Annotated in this window: 11 protein-coding genes; 2 read left to right on the top strand and 9 right to left on the bottom strand. The window is 69.7% G+C overall.

Annotation, left to right across the window (positions count from 1 at the left end):
• Positions 1-177: 177 nt before the first annotated feature.
• The 4 genes from ABT367_RS27500 to ABT367_RS27485 form a co-directional block, all read right to left on the bottom strand.
• On the bottom strand, positions 178-1,209 hold the full coding sequence (locus ABT367_RS27500; protein WP_352255790.1) for an oxidoreductase: 1,032 nt from the start codon (positions 1,207-1,209) through the stop codon (positions 178-180).
• A 125-nt stretch (positions 1,210-1,334) separates the two neighbouring features.
• Positions 1,335-3,053 (bottom strand): BCCT family transporter, encoded by a 1,719-nt coding sequence (locus ABT367_RS27495; protein ID WP_352255789.1) that lies wholly within the window; start codon positions 3,051-3,053, stop codon positions 1,335-1,337.
• A 77-nt stretch (positions 3,054-3,130) separates the two neighbouring features.
• Positions 3,131-4,423 carry a M14 family metallopeptidase gene (locus ABT367_RS27490; RefSeq protein WP_352255788.1) on the bottom strand — a complete coding sequence of 431 codons (1,293 nt, stop codon included), beginning with the start codon at positions 4,421-4,423 and terminating at the stop codon, positions 3,131-3,133.
• Positions 4,420-6,405, bottom strand: a complete 1,986-nt coding sequence (locus tag ABT367_RS27485) for a Xaa-Pro dipeptidyl-peptidase (RefSeq protein ID WP_352255787.1) — start codon at positions 6,403-6,405, stop codon at positions 4,420-4,422. The genes ABT367_RS27490 and ABT367_RS27485 overlap by 4 nt, the downstream gene beginning before the upstream one ends.
• A 167-nt stretch (positions 6,406-6,572) precedes the next feature.
• Here ABT367_RS27485 and sph point away from each other — a divergent pair, with 167 nt between their 5' ends.
• Positions 6,573-7,559, top strand: a complete 987-nt coding sequence (gene sph / locus ABT367_RS27480) for a sphingomyelin phosphodiesterase (protein ID WP_434975551.1) — start codon at positions 6,573-6,575, stop codon at positions 7,557-7,559.
• Between the two features lie 75 nt (positions 7,560-7,634).
• Here the strand turns inward: sph and ABT367_RS27475 are convergent, their stop codons facing one another.
• Together ABT367_RS27475 and ABT367_RS27470 are read right to left on the bottom strand one after the other, a co-directional pair.
• The gene (locus ABT367_RS27475) at positions 7,635-9,107 is read right to left on the bottom strand and encodes an amino acid permease (RefSeq protein ID WP_352255786.1); all 1,473 of its coding nucleotides are present in this window, start codon (positions 9,105-9,107) and stop codon (positions 7,635-7,637) included.
• A 138-nt stretch (positions 9,108-9,245) separates the two neighbouring features.
• Entirely contained in the window at positions 9,246-11,033 is a 1,788-nt protein-coding gene (locus ABT367_RS27470) for an AMP-dependent synthetase/ligase (RefSeq protein ID WP_352255785.1), read from the bottom strand.
• A 258-nt stretch (positions 11,034-11,291) separates the two neighbouring features.
• Between ABT367_RS27470 and ABT367_RS27465 the strand changes: the two genes are divergently transcribed.
• On the top strand, positions 11,292-12,065 hold the full coding sequence (locus ABT367_RS27465; RefSeq protein WP_352255784.1) for a MerR family transcriptional regulator: 774 nt from the start codon (positions 11,292-11,294) through the stop codon (positions 12,063-12,065).
• A gap of 16 nt (positions 12,066-12,081) precedes the next feature.
• Here the strand turns inward: ABT367_RS27465 and ABT367_RS27460 are convergent, their stop codons facing one another.
• The 3 genes from ABT367_RS27460 to ABT367_RS27450 all read right to left on the bottom strand — a co-directional run bounded on the left by ABT367_RS27460 (position 12,082) and on the right by ABT367_RS27450 (position 15,855).
• On the bottom strand, positions 12,082-13,005 hold the full coding sequence (locus tag ABT367_RS27460; protein WP_352255783.1) for a GlxA family transcriptional regulator: 924 nt from the start codon (positions 13,003-13,005) through the stop codon (positions 12,082-12,084).
• Positions 13,002-13,553 carry a cysteine hydrolase family protein gene (locus ABT367_RS27455; RefSeq protein WP_352255782.1) on the bottom strand — a complete coding sequence of 184 codons (552 nt, stop codon included), beginning with the start codon at positions 13,551-13,553 and terminating at the stop codon, positions 13,002-13,004. Before ABT367_RS27455 ends, ABT367_RS27460 begins: the two co-directional genes overlap by 4 nt.
• A 127-nt stretch (positions 13,554-13,680) precedes the next feature.
• A complete protein-coding gene (locus ABT367_RS27450; protein ID WP_352255781.1) occupies positions 13,681-15,855 on the bottom strand; it encodes a 3-hydroxyacyl-CoA dehydrogenase NAD-binding domain-containing protein in 2,175 nt (724 codons plus the stop codon).
• Positions 15,856-15,966 lie beyond the last annotated feature (111 nt).

Here is a 15,966-nt window from a genome sequence, read left to right as displayed (position 1 = left end):
GGCGGCAACCGGGAGCGGCGCGGGGGCGGCGGCCAAGGTGGCGGCCGTCAGGCACCTGCACCCGCGAACAGCGCGATGGCCGACGCCTTGCGCAAGGCGGGGCTGGTGGACCCCAAGCGCCGCTGACGGCAAAGCGGTTGAAGGGGGCGGCCCCGACAGGCCGCCCCCTTCGGCGTCTCAGCGCACCATCGGCGCGACAAGGACACTGTCCGTGGTCCGCGCCACTATGTACGACTCCCCCTTCACCGCCTTCGCCTCCAGGGCGATCCGGTGCTTGCCGGCCTCCAGGACGTCGTCGAACAGCTCGTGTGCATGCGTCCGGTAGAGCCGGTCGAGCCGGTAGCCGGTGAGCCGGACCCGGCAGGTCGAGGTGACCTCGATCCCCGCCTCGCCGTCCGCCGCCACGAGGCGGGTCAGCCGTCGCTGCTGCACCGGGCTGCGGTCGAGCGCGTCCTCGATCTGCGCCACCAGGATCGGGATGATCGGAGCGAGTCCGTCCACGTACACCACCTCCACACCCGTACGCTCGAACGCCTCGCGCACCAAGGCCCGTTGGGTGTCGGTCACCGCTCGGCCGAAGGCGACGGCGCCGTACGTCCGCAGCTCCTCGGGCGGCACGCCGGTGGCGTCCTGGGTGATCTCGGCGCCTATGCCGATGGTGCGCAGCGCGGCGGCGAGCTTGGCGAGCACGGCGACCCTGGCGCCGATCAGCAACACCCGCCGCGGCAGGGCGGGTTCGGGAGTGGCGAGCAGCCGCGCGAGCTCGCTGCGGTACTCGGAGCCGCGGAAGCGGAACGGTCCGATGCCGTGATACCCGTCGCGTTCGAGGTCGACCTCGTCCTGGGTCTGCCAGGCGAAGTCCCGCCAGATGAAGTCCTCGCCGCTCGCGGGGTCCTTCTCGATGACCGCGGTGACCGCGCCGCATTCGAGGGACTCGCATTCGGGACAGCCGTAGATCACGAACCTCCCGTCGGGCAGCGGGGCTTCGGCCTCGAGCAGGAGTCTGCGCACATGCGTGGAGAAGATCGCGGGCGGTACGTCCGAGGCGAGCGGGGACACCGCGTCGAGATCGGACAGCTGGAAGAGCAGCGGCCTGCCTTCCACGATGAAGTCCGTGAAATCACGGTGGACTTGGTAGTCACCGTTGGCCAGGACGCCGCCGGCCCGCATCGCCGGGGCAAGACCGAAGGTCGCGTACTCGGCACACATGCCACGAGTATCCCCATCCGAGGGCGGAAGCGAGCATGACTGCGATATTCCGCTGATCGGGTTCTCGTCGAGCGCTCGGTGCGGGGCACGGGGAGCGGGACGCGGCGCGCCCCGCTCCCCTGCTGTCACTCGTCGATCGGCGCCGGTCCGATCCTCAGCTCGAACTCGCCGTCGTACTTCTCATGGCCCGCGATCACGGCCATCTCGACGGCTTCCTCACCCATCTCGCCCCGGACGATGAGCGGGTCCTTGCGCAGATCGCGCATCAGCGACCAGCACATGCCGAGCATCACGATCACAAAGGGCGCGGCGGCCAGGATCGTGAGGTTCTGCAGACCTTGCAGGGCGTTGGGTTTGCCGTTGCCGATCATCAGCATCACGGCGGCGACGGCTCCGGTGACCACACCCCAGAACACCACCACGAGGCGGGTCGGTTCGAAGGTGCCGCGCTGCGAGAGCGTGCCCATGACGATGGACGCCGCGTCCGCGCCGGAGACGAAGAAGATGCCGACGAGGATCATCACGAGGATGCTCATCACGGTGGGGATGGGGAACTCCCGCAGGAGGGCGAAGAGTTGACCCTCGGGCGTGGCCTCGTCGCCGAGCCGGCCGCTCTCCTTCATCTTCATCGCGGTACCGCCGAAGATGGCGAACCAGACCAGGCTGACCGTGCTGGGCACCAGGATCACGCCGCCGATGAACTGGCGGATGGTGCGGCCGCGGCTGATCCGCGCGATGAACATGCCGACGAAGGGCGTCCAGGAGATCCACCACGCCCAGTAGAAGACCGTCCAGCTGCCCAGCCAGTCCGCGACGCCCTCGCCGCCGCTCGCCTCGGTGCGGCCCGCGAGCTGCGGCAGATCACCCAGGTAGGAGGCGATCGAGGTGGGCAGCAGGTCGAGGACGATCACGGTCGGGCCCGCGATGAAGACGAAGAGGGCGAGGACCAGGGCGAGCACCATGTTGGTGTTGGACAGCCACTGGATGCCCTTCTCGACACCGGAGACCGCCGAGAGGACGAAGGCCGCGGTGAGCACCGCGATGATCGCCACGAGCACGCCCGTACCGATGGTCTTGGCCCAGTCGAGCTCCTTCATTCCGCTGCTGATCTGCAGGGTGCCGAGCCCGAGGGAGGCGGCCGAGCCGAAGAGCGTGGCGAAGATGGCGAGGATGTCGATCACGCGGCCCCAGCCGCCGTTGGCGTGCCTCTTGCCGATGAGCGGGGTGAACACCGCGCTGATCGTCTGCCGCCGGCCCCGGCGGAAGGTGCTGTACGCGATGGCCAGACCCACCACCGCGTAGATCGCCCACGGGTGCAGCGTCCAGTGGAAGAGCGTGGTGGCCATCGCGGTCATCATGGCCGTGGCCGAGTCGGCCGGGTCGGTGCCGGGCGGTGGGGTGGTGAAGTGCGCGAGGGGCTCGCTCACCCCGTAGAACATCAGGCCGATGCCCATACCGGCGCTGAACATCATCGCGACCCAGGACACCGTGCGGAACTCGGGCTCCTCGCCCTCGCGGCCCAGGGTGATCTTCCCGTAGCGGCTGACCGCCAGCCACAGCGCGAAGACCACGAATCCCGAGGCTGCGAGGACGAAGGCCCAACCGGCATTGTGGATCAACCCGTTGAGCGCCTTCGCGGAGACGTCCTCGAGGTTGTCCGTGGCGAGCGCGCCCCACAGGACGAAGGCGAGCGTGATGGCGGCGGTGACGCCGAACACCACCCGGTCGGTCGTCACCACACCGTGGTCGTGGGGGCTGCCGGGGAGCCCCGTGGACAGATGCGGTTCTCCCCGGCCGGCCCTTTTCTTCTGTTCTTCCGGTCTGTTCTGCTCTTCGTGCGGCATAGGCGGGGCCTTTCGAGGTGGCGTCTTCGTTATGCTCGCCTCTTCGCTACCACACACGTGTCACAGGTCACAGACCATCAGCATTCGTCGGCGGGTTGCCCGTTCACGACGTTGTACGGCGCCCGTTCGTCGAGCAGCAGCGGGACGAGCGCACGCAGCGACTGGCGCAGCGGCACGAGCACACCGTCGCCGTCGGGGCGCACCTTGACGCCGTGCAGCGCGAGTTCGTCACCGATGTCCGTGTACTGCGCGGCGGTGAGCCGGTAGCCGCAGGGCGGGTCGGGGATGATCTCGGACGGCTCCGCGGGATCGTTGTCGGCGCCGCCGAGATAGACGGGGCCCTCGTCCGCGTAGCCGGCGCGACGGGCCTCGCCGGTCGCGCGGTCGACGCTGCGGCCCTTCTCGCCGGTGATGGCGAACAGGCCGTCAAGCGCGGCCAGTTGGGAGTTCACGCGACGCCGGTTGTTCAGGCTCTCGTCCGCCTTCTCCTCATCCGTGAGCGCGTCGACTCGGCTCTCGATGAGCAGCCCGACCGCGTGCTTGATCCCGGAGGCGTTGCGCAGGATGCGCTCCTGCCCGTCTCCCGCGGTCTGCTTGATCGGCTCTCCGGTCTCGGGATCGGTCCAGATCCCGTACGTGCCCGTGGAGTAGCCCTCGTCCTCGGCGGCCGGACGGACGTAGTCCCCGGAGAGGTCCTGGGCGTGGTCGTGCACGTCGTGGTCGGTGTTGAGGTTGCGCGGCCACAGGTCGAAGAGGTCCTTGTCGTAGTACGGGGGTGTGGCGCCATACTCGTGCAGGTCGTAGATGACGTCGGGGCGCTGGTCGCGGATGACCCGGGCCAGGGTGCGGCCCTCCGCGGTGGCGAGGGCGACATGGTCGCGGTTGATGTCGACGCCGTCGGAGTTGCCGCGGGTGTCCGCGGCGCGGCCGTCGGGGTTGGCGGTGGGGACGATCAGGATCTCGCTGCGGTCGAGGAGTTCGAGGGTGCGCTTGTCCTTGGCGTAGGCGAGATCGCGGAGCGTGGTGAGGCAGGCTTCGCGGCCGGAGGGTTCGTCGCCGTGCTGGGAGCAGATGAGGAGCACGGTGGGCGCTCCGGGCCGGTCGGTGCCCAGGCGGGCGAGCTGGAGCGGCCGGTTCTGCTTGGTGGTGCCGATCTGCTCGACCCGGATCCGGCGGCTGTCGCGGTCGACGGTGCGCAGGAAGTCCTGCTCCTCGGGCTGGGTGGTCCAGTTGGCGCCGTCGGACCGCTCGAATCCCGTACGGGGTCCGGGCGTCGAGGCCTCCGTCTGGCCGGAGCCCGCGAGGGCGGGGCCGGTCAGGGCCGCCGCGAACGCGGTCGCGGCGGCCGTCAGCGAAAGTGCGCGTCTCAAGGGATCAGGCCTTTCTCCGGGGGAAGACGGTGCGCCTCGGGTGCCTGCGTGAGCCCTTCGTAACGGCTCTCGCGAGGCGCCGCGGCGGGTGCGCCGGGGCGGGTGGCCTCGGCGAACGCCCGCCAGCCGCCGACGAACGGCAGCTCGGCGGTGGTGCGGCGCAGATCGAGCGTCAACGTGCCCGGTGTCGCGGGCGGTTCGATGAGTCCGGCGTCGGTGCCCGCGACGATGAGGGCGAGACGGTGGCCTGCCGGGATCACGTGGTCGCTCGAGGCGAGGTCGATGGTGAGCGTGTGCTGCCTGCCCGGCGTCAGCGGACGTTCCGTACGCGGGTCGGCGAAGGTGCCGAGGTCGGCCCACCCGCGGCTGAACACCGTGTAGTCGACGTCCGCGGTCTTGGCGGCCGTCTCCTTGAAGCACGGGCTGTCGCCTTCGCGGCTCTCGCCCCAGCAACTGCGCTCGGGCAGCGTGACGATGCCCTCGCCTGCGGCGGCGAAGTCACGGATGGTGGCGGGGCCCAGGTCGACCAGGACGGCGGAGAGGTGGGCGGTCGGGGTCGAGGGGGTCGCGGTCACGGTGACCTGTGAACTCCCGGATATCCGCAGGTCCTTGGCGAGTGGCGCGGTGACGAAGCCCGCCTTGTCCGGTGTCGAGGTGGTGAGCTGGGCCGCCCAGTCCGTCTCGCCGCGGCTCGGATCGTCGGTGAACGTCTCGGTCGCGCCACGGGGCGCCGACTTGAGTCCCAGGGTGCCGACGCCGGCCTGCGCGCCCGGGCCCGGCTTGACGGCCACGGTGTCCGTGGCGCGCGGCGGCCAGTGGCGGCTGGTCTGCCACTGGTCGGGGGCGGTCTCGATATCGGCCATCGGCTCGTCGTCGATGCCGTTGTCGTAGCCGAGGAGTTCATGGTCGAACCAGCGGTGCAGGGTGCGCACCCAGTCGGCCCGTCGGAAGTCGAAGGGGTCGACATGCCCGGTCTGGCTCAGCCAGATCTTCCGCTCCACACCTTCCTCGGCGAGCGCGTCCCACCACTGGCCGAAGTGCTTGGCGCGCACGTTGAGGTCCTGCTGTCCGTGTACGACGAACACGCTGGCCTCGACCTTGTCGGCGTCCGGCACGTGGTTGCGCTCGTCCCACAGGCGGGTCCAGTCGCCGTTGCGCGGCGCCTCGTCGATCAGCCGCTGCTGTACGGCGCCGCAGCGGGCGCGGGCCTCAGGGCTCTCCACGTAATCGGACAGCCACTCGGGGCCGCTGTCGTAAAGCGGGGCGCCCTGCTGGAAGTAGTAGTCGTACCAGGAGGAGATGGCGCCGATCGGCACGATGGTCTTGAGGCCCTCGACACCGGTCGCGGCCACGCCGTTGGCGACCGTACCGTCGTAACTCTTGCCGATCATGCCGGTGTCCCCGTTGGACCAGCCGGCTTTCGCGCGTTCGTCGCCGGTGCGGCTGGTGTAGCCGCGGCCGCGGCCGTTCAGCCAGTCGACGACGGCCTTCGCGGAGGTCACATCGGAGCGTCCGCCGACGTCCACGCAGCCGTCGGAGCGGTTCGTACCGGCGAAGTCCACGGCGACGAAGGCGTAGCCGCGCGGGACGAAGTAGTTGTCGTAGTACAGCGGGAACTGCACCACGTTGCCGTCGGCGTCGTAGGTCTTCTTCTGGCTCTCGTTGCCCCGGCCGCAGCACGCGTAGTACGGGCTTGCGTCCATGATCACGGGGATCTTGCGCCCGCGTTGGGCGGGTTCGCGCGGGCGGATGATGTCCGCGGCGACGCGATCGGTCTTCCCGTCGCCGTCGCCGTCGAGCCCGGTGTCGACCCAGACGGATTCACGGATGGCGTCCGCGTACGAGTAGACCGGCTTGCTCTCCGCCGGGCGGCCGCTCTGCGCGGCGGCGTAGGCGGGAGAGAGCAGCGAGAGGAGAAGGGCCGCCAGGGCAGCCGTGAGCACGACAGGTCTGAAGCGGGTGGCCCGCGCAGGTATCGGCATGCGGCGGAAGTTACTCCGGTCAACTCCCGCGCAAAAGAGGGCAGTCGTGACAGCCGAGTGTGCGACGCGGCGACAACTCGCCGACATCCGCGGGCTACTCAGAAGTAACCGGCGCTGCTTTGATGAGCGGGCACCACCTCCTGCCCCCACTCATCACGGGAGTCCCTGTGCCGCGTACACCTCGCGCACCTCGTACGACCGCCATCGCACTCGCCGGTCTGCTCGCCGGTGCCGGTCTGGTCGCGACCTCGCCCGGGTCCGCATCGGCGGCGGCCGCGCCGGACGTCAAGGTGCTGACGTACAACGCCTTCCTCTTCAGCAAGACGCTGTATCCGAACTGGGGTCAGGACCACCGCGCGGCCGCGATCCCGAAGACGTCCTTCTTCCGCGGCCAGGACGTGGTGGTGATCCAGGAGGCCTTCGACAACTCCTCCTCCGACGCGCTCGCGGCGGGTGCGCGCGGCGAGTATCCGCACCAGACGCCCGTCGTCGGGCGGAGCAGGTCCGGCTGGGACGCGACCGGTGGCAACTACTCGACGACCACGCCCGAGGACGGCGGGGTCACGATCTTCAGCAAGTGGCCGGTGCTGCGCAAGGAGCAGTACGTCTTCCCGGACGCCTGCGGGTCCGACTGGTACTCCAACAAGGGCTTCGCGTACGCGGTCCTGGACGTGAACGGCACGAAGGTGCACGTGGTCGGGACGCATCTGCAGTCCACGGATCCCGGGTGCGGCTCGGGTGAGGCGGCGGCGATGCGCAGCGCCCAGCTCAAGGACATCGACGCGTTCCTGGACGCGAAGGCGATTCCGGCCTCGGAGCAGGTCATCGTCGCGGGCGATCTGAACGTCGACTCGCACAGCGGCGAGTACGGTTCGATGCTCGCGGACGGGGGCCTGGTGGGGGCGGACGCGCGGACCGGGCATCCGTACTCCTTCGACACCCAGGACAACTCGATCGCGAAGGACCGCTACCCGGACGATCCGCGCGAGGACCTGGACTACGTGCTGCACCGGGCCGGGCATGTGCGGCCCGCTGGGTGGACGAACCATGTGGTCAAGGAGCAGTCCGCGCCCTGGACGGTCACGAGCTGGGGTACGTCCTACACGTACACGAATCTGTCGGACCACTACCCGGTGACGGCGTCCGCGTCCTGAAAGCGGAGACGACCTGAAGACGGCAGCGGCCGGTCCCGCCCCGAGGGGCTGGACCGGCCGCTGCGGCGTGCGCCGTTACTTCGAGGAGTCGAGCTGCCGCTCGGCGGCGAGACCGCCGGCCGCGACCTTGTCGCGGACCTTGTACCAGCCGATGACCAGCGCGAGCGCGATGACCGGGATCAGGTAGAGGGTCGGACGGCCGATCTCGGCGTCCTTCCACATCAGGCCGAGCACCGTGAGCAGGAAGACGATCGTGACGATCTCGGTGACCGGGCTGCCGGGCAGCTTGAACTTCGGCAGGGTCAGCAGACCCTCCTCGGCCCGGCGCCGGAACACCATGTGGCAGAGCATGATCGTGATCCAGGTGGAGATGATGCCGAGCGCCGCGACGTTCAGGACGATCTCGAAGGCCTTCTCCGGCACCAGGAAGTTCAGGCCGACACCGGCCACGCACACGCCGGAGGTGAGCAGGATGCCGCCGTACGGCACGTTGGTGCGGCTCATCTTCGAGGTGAAGGCCGGGGCGGTGCCCGCCATCGCCATCGAGCGCAGGATGCGGCCGGTGGAGTACAGACCCGAGTTGAGCGAGGACATCGCAGCCGTGAGGACCACGAGGTTCATCACGTCGCCGGCCGCCGGGACGCCGATCGAGGAGAGCACGGTGACGAAGGGGCTCTCGTCGCCGGAGTACTTCGAGCCGGGCATCAGGAGCGCGAGCAGCACGACCGAGCCGACGTAGAAGAGACCCACGCGCCACATGATCGAGTTCACCGCGCGCGGCACGACCTTCTGCGGCTCGGCGGCCTCGCCGGCCGCGACGCCGATCAGTTCGAGCGAGGCGTAGGCGAAGACGACGCCGGTCATCACGATGACGACGGGCATGACGCCGGCCGGGAAGAGACCGCCGTTCTCGGTGATCACGTGCAGGCCGGGCTTCTCGCCGCCCACGTCGGACTGCGTGACGAGCAGGAAGATACCGATCGCCATGAAGATCACCAGGGCCGAGACCTTGACGATCGAGAACCAGAACTCGAGCTCACCGAAGATCTTCACGGAGATCAGGTTCACCACGAGCACGATGGAGAGCGCGATCAGCGCGAGCACCCACTGCGGGATGTCGGTGAAGAAGCTCCAGTAGTGCGTGTACAGCGCGATCGCTGTGATGTCGGCGATACCGGTCGTCGCCCAGTTGAGGAAGTAGCCCCAGCCGGCGACGTACGCGCCCTTCTCACCGAGGAACTCACGGGCGTAACTCACGAACGAACCGGACGAGGGCCGGTAGACGACCATCGCGCCGAGCGCGCGGACCACGAAGAACGCGAAGATGCCGCACACCAGGTAGGCGAGGGCGAGACCCGGTCCTGCCGAGTTGAGGCGGCCGCCCGCTCCGAGGAACAGTCCGGTGCCGATCGCTCCACCGATAGCGATCATGTTGATGTGGCGGGCCTTGAGGTCCTTGCTGTATCCCGCGTCGCCTGCATCGGCGGGCACGTCGGAGGCGACCGTGCGGGGTGCCTCCTGTGCCGCGGTGACGGCTTCCTTGCTCACGCGCTGTTCAACTCTCAGTGGGGGGACAGTGCAAAGCCCGTGCCACCCCTGACGCGGCACGGACCTGGCACACCTTTACCCACACTTGATCCAACCTGCGGTGGTGCAGGTCACAGAGCGGGACATCTCACATGGTGATCAAGGGCTGTACAGATCTTCGATGTCCGCCCTGTACCGCTCTGTGATCGCCCGTCGGCGCAGCTTCAGGGACGGGGTCAGCTCTCCCGACTCCGGTCCCCACTCCTCGCCGAGGATCGTGAACCGCTTGATCTGCTCGGTGCTGTTGAGCCGCTCGTTCGCCGCCGCCACGGCCTGCTCGATCTCCTTGCGTACGGCCGGATCGCGCGGGTCGGCCGGCACGCCCCGCGCCTGGGCCCAGACCGGGAAGGTCTCGGGGTCGAGGACCAGCAGGGCCACGAGATACGAGCGGCCGTCGCCGTACGCGAGGGCCTGGCCGATCAGCGGGTGTTCCTTGAGGGTGTTCTCGACCAGGGCGGGTGAGACGTTCTTGCCCGTCGAGGTAATGATCATTTCCTTCTTGCGGTCGGTGAGCCAGAGGTAGCCGTCCTCGTCGATCCGGCCGATGTCCCCTGTCGCGAACCAGCCGTCCGCGTCACACGCGTCCTGGAGCGATCCGTCGGCCCGGAGGTAGCCGTCGAAGACGGTGCCGCCGCGTACGAAGATCTCGCCGTCCTCGGCGGTGCGGACCTCCACGCCTTCGAGCGGCCGGCCCACCGAGCCGGTCCGGAAGGCGCCCGGGCTGTTGGTGGTGGCGACGCCGACGGTCTCCGTGAGGCCCCAGGCGTCCATGATCGTGAGCCCGAAGCCGGCCCAGAAGCGCATCACGTCCGGCGGCATCGGCGCCGACGCGCTCGCGGTCCACAGGAGCCGGTCGAAGCCGGCCAGGGCGAGGATCGGGTCGAGCACATGCTTCTTGACATGCCGGTACGCGGCATCGAGCGGACCCGGGACCGGCTCGCCCTTCTCGCGGTGGGCGAGATGGGCGCGCGCGGTGTCACAGGCCTTCTCGACCGCCCGCCTGCGCTCCTCGGGGGCCTGCGCGAGCATCGCCCGTACGGCTGCGGCGAGCTTCTCCCAGACGCGGGGCACCCCGAAGAACTGCACGGGCCTGAGCTCGCGCACCGTGGCCGCCAACTGTGCGGGGTCCGGGCAGAGATGGACGTGGGCGGCGCGGAAGACCGGCAGATAGATCCCGAGCATGCGCTCCGCGATATGCGCGAAGGGGAGATACGAGATGTGCCCGGCGTGATCCGGCAGCTCGACGACCGAGTCGAGCGCGAGGGCGTTGCGGATCACGTTGCGATGCGTGATGCGGACGCCCTTGGGGTCGCCCGTGGTGCCGGAGGTGTAGACGACGGTGAGGGGGTCGGCCGGGCGGATCTCGCGCCAGGCCTTCTCGAAGGCCTCACCGTCTTGCCCTGCTGCCAGGACCTGGCTGTACGGGGTGTGGCCGGCCGCCGCGTCGGGCTCGACGACGACCAGGCGCTCCAGTTCGGTCTCGCCCAGGAGCGGCGCCCATCGGCCGACTTCCCGCTCACCCTCGATCACCGCGAGCCGGGCGCGGCTGTGGCGGGCGATATGGGCGATCTGGCCGGGTGCGGCGGTGCCGTAGACCGAGACCGGGACGGCCCCGAGGTGGGTGAGGGCGAGGTCGCAGAGCCAGTGCTCGGGCCGGTTGCCCATCATCATCAGGACGTGATCGCCGCGTACGACGCCGAGCTCCGCGTATCCGGCGGACAGCTCGGTCACACGCCGGCGGACCTCGGACCAGGTGAGCGTCGACCACCCTTCGCCCTGGCGCCAGGAGAGCGCGGGCCGGCTGCCGTGGTCCTCGGCGTTGCGCAGGAGGAGTGCGGGGAGGGTCAGTTCTTCGGGTGCTCCGGGTAGACGCAGGATCGTGCTCATCCGCCAGCCTCGCTTCGCTCGGCGGGCTGTGAGCACAGCGCGCTCCTCTTATTGATTCGCTCGCTTCGCTCGCTCATGGCGGCCCCCTGTCCGTCGGGCTGCTCAAGGCGGCCCCCTGTCCGTCGGGCATTGTCCCGGACCGTTTCACAAGGGTGGTGAGACAGCAATACTGTTGCACCGCATTGGTGCAAGGTGCCGGGCCGTGCGAACACGTACGTGTCTCGGTGTGAAGCGAGGCGGGAAGCGAGGCTGCGAGCAATGACCACCCAGGCCGAGGGGCAGCTCGGACGGGAGCGGGCGTCCGCCGGGTACGAACCCTCCCTCACCGTCGACGAGTTGGCCGCCCGCGCCGGGGTCACGGTGCGTACCGTCCGCTTCTACAGCACCCGGGGCCTGCTGCCGCCGCCGTCGATCGGTCCGCGCCGGGTGGGCCGTTATGGGGCGGCGCACCTGTCGCGGCTCGCGCTGATCGAGGAGCTGCAGCACCACGGTCTGACGCTCGCGGCGATCGAGCGCTACATGGAGCAGCTGCCGGCCGACATGACGGCGCACGATCTGGCCATCCACCGCGCACTGGTGGCGAGTTGGATCCCGGAGGGCGCCACGGAGATGAGCCGTGAGCAGCTGGCACGGCGCGCGGGCGGCACGCTGTCGGAGTCGGATGTGGACCGGCTCGCGGCGATGAGCGTCCTGGAGCGCACCGAGGATCCGGACGTCTTCCGTATCGACCCGGGCCTGTTGCATCTGGGGCTGCGGCTGCTCGACGTGCCGATCGCGCAGGACACGATCCTGGCGGCGCGCGATGTGATGCTGGAGCACTCGCGGCAGGCGGCCAAGGAGCTGACGCGGCTCTTCCAGGACGAGGTGTGGGGGCCCTACCGGGAGCGGGAGTCGGACCCCGAGGCGGTGGAGGCTATGAAGGCGCTGTCGGCGGACATGCAGCCGATGGTGGTGCAGGCCCTGGTCACGGCGTTCCAGCGGTCGCTCAAGGACGAGCTGCGGCGGCGGTACGTGGACGGGGCCGAGGCCTGAACCGGGCGGCGGTCACTCACCCGACACCCTGTGCCGTACGGCTGCGCAGCCGGCGCAGCATCCGCGCGTCCTCGAAACCCACGGCACGGGCCGCCGCCTCCACCGTCTCGCCGTGGCCGATCAGGTGCTCGGCCCGTTCCACGCGCAGGGTCTGCTGGTAGCGCAGCGGCGTCAGCCCCCCGGTGGCGCGGTGGAACATCCGGGTCAACGTCCGCTCGCTGACGCCCGCTCGAGCAGCGAGCGCGGTCAGCGGCAGCGACTGCGCGTAATGCGAGTCGATGTGGTCCTGGACGCGGTGGACGGTGTCGTCCAGGTGGGAGCGAAGCCGCAGCATGGCGCTCGCCTGCGGCTCGTCGCCGTTGCGGCGGGCGTACACCACCATGCTGCGGGCCACGCGAGCGGCGAGCGCCGGGCCGTGGCGCTGGGCGAGCAGATGCAGCACGAGGTCGATTCCGCTGGCGATACCGGCCGAGGTGACCACGCGGTCGTCGGTGGTGAACAGGACGTCACGCACGACCGTCGCCCTCGGATAGCGGCCGGCCAGCGCGTCCTGCAGGTCGTGGTGCGTGGTGCAGCGGCGCCCGTCGAGCAGGCCGGCCCGGCCGAGGAGTTCGGCTCCCGCGCAGACACTGGCGACGGTGCCGCCCCTGTCATGGTGCGCGCGGAGCCGCTCCAGGACGGCCTCGCTCGCCGCGGGCGGATGACGCAGCGCGTCCGAGCGCCAGCCCGGCACCATGAGCAGGTCGTCCGCGGACGGCTCGGGCCACTTCGTACCGGCGGCGAGGGGCAGCCCCTGGGCGCTGGCCACCGGGGATTCCTCGGCGACATACGCCAGCTCGTACGGATGCCCGAAGTCCCCTGCGAGACCGAAGGCCTGGGCGGGCCCGGCCAGGTCGAGCAGGTGGACTCCGGGCAGGAGCAGGAAGACGACGCGGTTCACGCGGAAGATGCTGCCAGGTCGTTCTCGAACTCGGCGACGGTGGCGATCCGTGCGAAGCGGTCGCGCAGCACCGCCTCGGTGCGGGCGATGAGCTCCTCGGGGCTGAATCCGGTGTCGTTGTCGGTCGTCACGGCGTCCTTCACGAACACCATGCGGTAGCCGAGGTCGCTGCCGACGCGGGTGGTGGTCTCCACGCACTGCTCGGCGCGGATCCCGCACACCCACAGCTCGGTGAGGCCGGCTTCCGTGAGGAGCTGCTGGAGGTTGGTGGTGGTGAACGCGTTGTGCGAGGTCTTGCGGAGGACCGGTTCGTCCGCGGCCGGCCGCTCCAGCTCGTCGAGGAGGCGTACGTGGCCCTCGGCCGGATCGAAGACCCCGCCCGTTCCGGGCTCCTGGTGCAGCACCCAGATGACCCGGTCGCCGGCCGCGCGGGCCGCACGGACGAGGCGGTTCACTGGTTCCGCGATCTTCGGATTGCCGATCTCGTCCCACAGGGGTCGGGCTCGGAACGATTCCTGGACATCGATGACGATCAGCGCTCGGCTCATGTCCCCATGGTGACCTGGCACTCCACTACGGTTCCAGGCTCGATCCGGGCCACTGCCGGAACGATCCGGTCAGCGGGTACCGCGGTGGTACGGGAGGCCGCGCGGCCTCCCGTACCACCTGTGGCAGTTACGCGTCCGAGAAGCGCTCGCCCTTCTGGGCCTTCTCCACGAGCAGCGCCGGCGGCAGGAACCGCTCGCCGTAGGTGTCGGCCAGTTCGCGGGCGCGGGCGACGAAGCCGGGCAGGCCGCCCTCGTATCCGTTGATGTACTGCAGGACACCACCGGTCCAGCCCGGGAAGCCGATGCCGAAGATCGAGCCGATGTTGGCGTCGGCGACCGAGGTGAGGACGCCTTCCTCCAACAGCCTTACGGTGTCGAGGGCTTCGGAGAACAGCATCCGCTCCTGCATGTCGCGAAACGGGATCTCGTACCCCGGCTTGGTGAAGTGCTCGCGGAGCCCGGGCCACAGCGGACCGCGCTTGCCGTCCTCGCCGTACTCGTAGAAACCGGCGCCGGAGGAGCGGCCCTTGCGGCCGAACTCGTCGATCATCCGGTCGATGACGCCTTCGGCCGGGTGCACGGGCATCTCGACGCCCTCGGCCGCGAGCGCCTGCCGGCTCTCCTCGCGGATCTTGCGCGGGAGCGTGAAGGTCAGCTCGTCCAGGAGCGAGAGCACCTTCGCCGGGTAGCCGGCCTGGGCCGCGGCCTGCTCGACGGAGGCGGGCTCGATGCCCTCGCCGACCATCGCGACGCCCTCGTTGATGAAGTGGCCGATGACGCGCGAGGTGAAGAAGCCGCGCGAGTCGTTGACCACGATCGGGGTCTTGTTGATCTGGCGGACCAGGTCGAAGGCGCGGGCGAGGGCCTCGTCGCCGGTGCGCTCACCCTTGATGATCTCGACCAGCGGCATCTTGTCGACGGGTGAGAAGAAGTGCAGACCGATGAAGTCACCCTGGCGCTCGACGCCTTCGGCGAGTGCCGTGATGGGGAGGGTCGAGGTGTTGGAGCAGAGCAGCGCGTCGGGCTCGACGATGTGCTGGATCTCCTGGAACACCTTGTGCTTGAGCGCCGGGTCCTCGAAGACCGCCTCGATCACCGCGTCGCAGCCCGCGAGGTCGGCGGGGTCGGCGGTCGGGGTGATCAGGGCGAGCAGGGCGTCGGCCTTCTCCTGGGTCGTACGGCCGCGCTTGACCGCCTTCTCGCAGAGCTTCTCGGAGTACGCCTTGCCCTTGGCGGCGGATTCGGCCGAGACGTCCTTGAGGACGACCTCGATGCCGGCGCGGGCGCAGGAGTACGCGATGCCGGCGCCCATCATGCCCGCGCCGAGCACGGCGACCTTGCGGACCGGGCGTGAGTCGATGCCCTTGGGGCGGTTGGCGCCGGAGTTGACGGCCTGGAGGTCGAAGAAGAACGCCTGGATCATGTTCTTCGCCGTCTGGCCCGTGACCAGTTCGGTGAAGTAGCGGGCCTCGATGACCAGCGCGTTCTCGAAGTCGACCTGGGAGCCCTCGACCGCGGCGGCGAGGATGTTGCGCGGGGCCGGGTAGGGCGCACCGGCCAGCTGCTTCTTCAGGTTGGCCGGGAAGGCCGGCAGGTTCGCGGCGAACTTGGGGTTCGCCGGGGTGCCGCCGGGGATCCGGTAGCCGGGCTTGTCCCAGGGCTGCTGCGACTCGGGGTTGGCGTCGATGAAGGCGCGGGCCTTGGCGATCATCTCCTCGCGGGTGGCCACGACTTCGTGCACGAGGCCGTTGTCCAGGGCACGCTTCGGGCTGTACTGCGTGCCCTGGAGCAGCACCTTCAGGAGCGCGTCCGCGATGCCCATCAGGCGTACGGTGCGGGTCACGCCGCCGCCCGCGGGCAGCAGACCGAGGGTGACCTCGGGCAGGCCGATCTTCGAGCCGGGGGCGTCGAGGGCGATGCGGTGATGGCTGGCGAGGGCGATCTCGTAACCGCCGCCGAGCGCGGCGCCGTTGATGGCGGCGACGACGGGCTTGCCGAGGGTCTCGATGCGGCGCAGCGAGGCCTTGATGCCGGTGCCGGTCTCGAAGACGCGCTGGGCGTCCTCGGGGCCGGCCTTCATCATGTCCTTGAGGTCACCGCCGGCGAAGAAGGTCTTCTTCGCGGAGGTGTAGATGATGCCGCGGATCGAGTCCTTCTCGGCCTCGGCCCGGTCGGCGATCGCGGCGATCGAGTCCTTGAACGCCTGGTTCATGGTGTTCGCGGACTGGTTGGGGTCGTCGAGGACGAGCGTGACGATGCCGGTCTCGTCCTGTTCCCAGCGGATTGTCGTGCTCTGCGTCATGGTGCGGTCTCCGTGAAGTCTGAGGTTGTCGGGTGGCGGCTACGGGAGGGCCGCTGGGCTTGTGGCCGGGTGCGGGCTGTCGTGGGTTGCTCGCGCAGTTCCCCGCGCCCC

The sequence above is a fragment of the Streptomyces mesophilus genome (genome assembly GCF_040300965.1).
Taxonomy (GTDB): Bacteria; Actinomycetota; Actinomycetes; order Streptomycetales; family Streptomycetaceae; genus Streptomyces; species Streptomyces mesophilus_A.
This window is presented reverse-complemented; position numbering and strand designations above follow the sequence as displayed.

Coding starts and splice junctions, on each gene's coding strand:
- ABT367_RS27500 (WP_352255790.1), bottom strand. CDS start 1,209: ATGTGTGCCGAGTACGCGACCTTCGGTCTTGCCCCGGCGATGCGGGCC.
- ABT367_RS27495 (WP_352255789.1), bottom strand. CDS start 3,053: ATGCCGCACGAAGAGCAGAACAGACCGGAAGAACAGAAGAAAAGGGCC.
- ABT367_RS27485 (WP_352255787.1), bottom strand. CDS start 6,405: ATGCCGATACCTGCGCGGGCCACCCGCTTCAGACCTGTCGTGCTCACG.
- ABT367_RS27470 (WP_352255785.1), bottom strand. CDS start 11,033: ATGAGCACGATCCTGCGTCTACCCGGAGCACCCGAAGAACTGACCCTC.
- ABT367_RS27465 (WP_352255784.1), top strand. CDS start 11,292: ATGACCACCCAGGCCGAGGGGCAGCTCGGACGGGAGCGGGCGTCCGCC.
- ABT367_RS27455 (WP_352255782.1), bottom strand. CDS start 13,553: ATGAGCCGAGCGCTGATCGTCATCGATGTCCAGGAATCGTTCCGAGCC.
- ABT367_RS27450 (WP_352255781.1), bottom strand. CDS start 15,855: ATGACGCAGAGCACGACAATCCGCTGGGAACAGGACGAGACCGGCATC.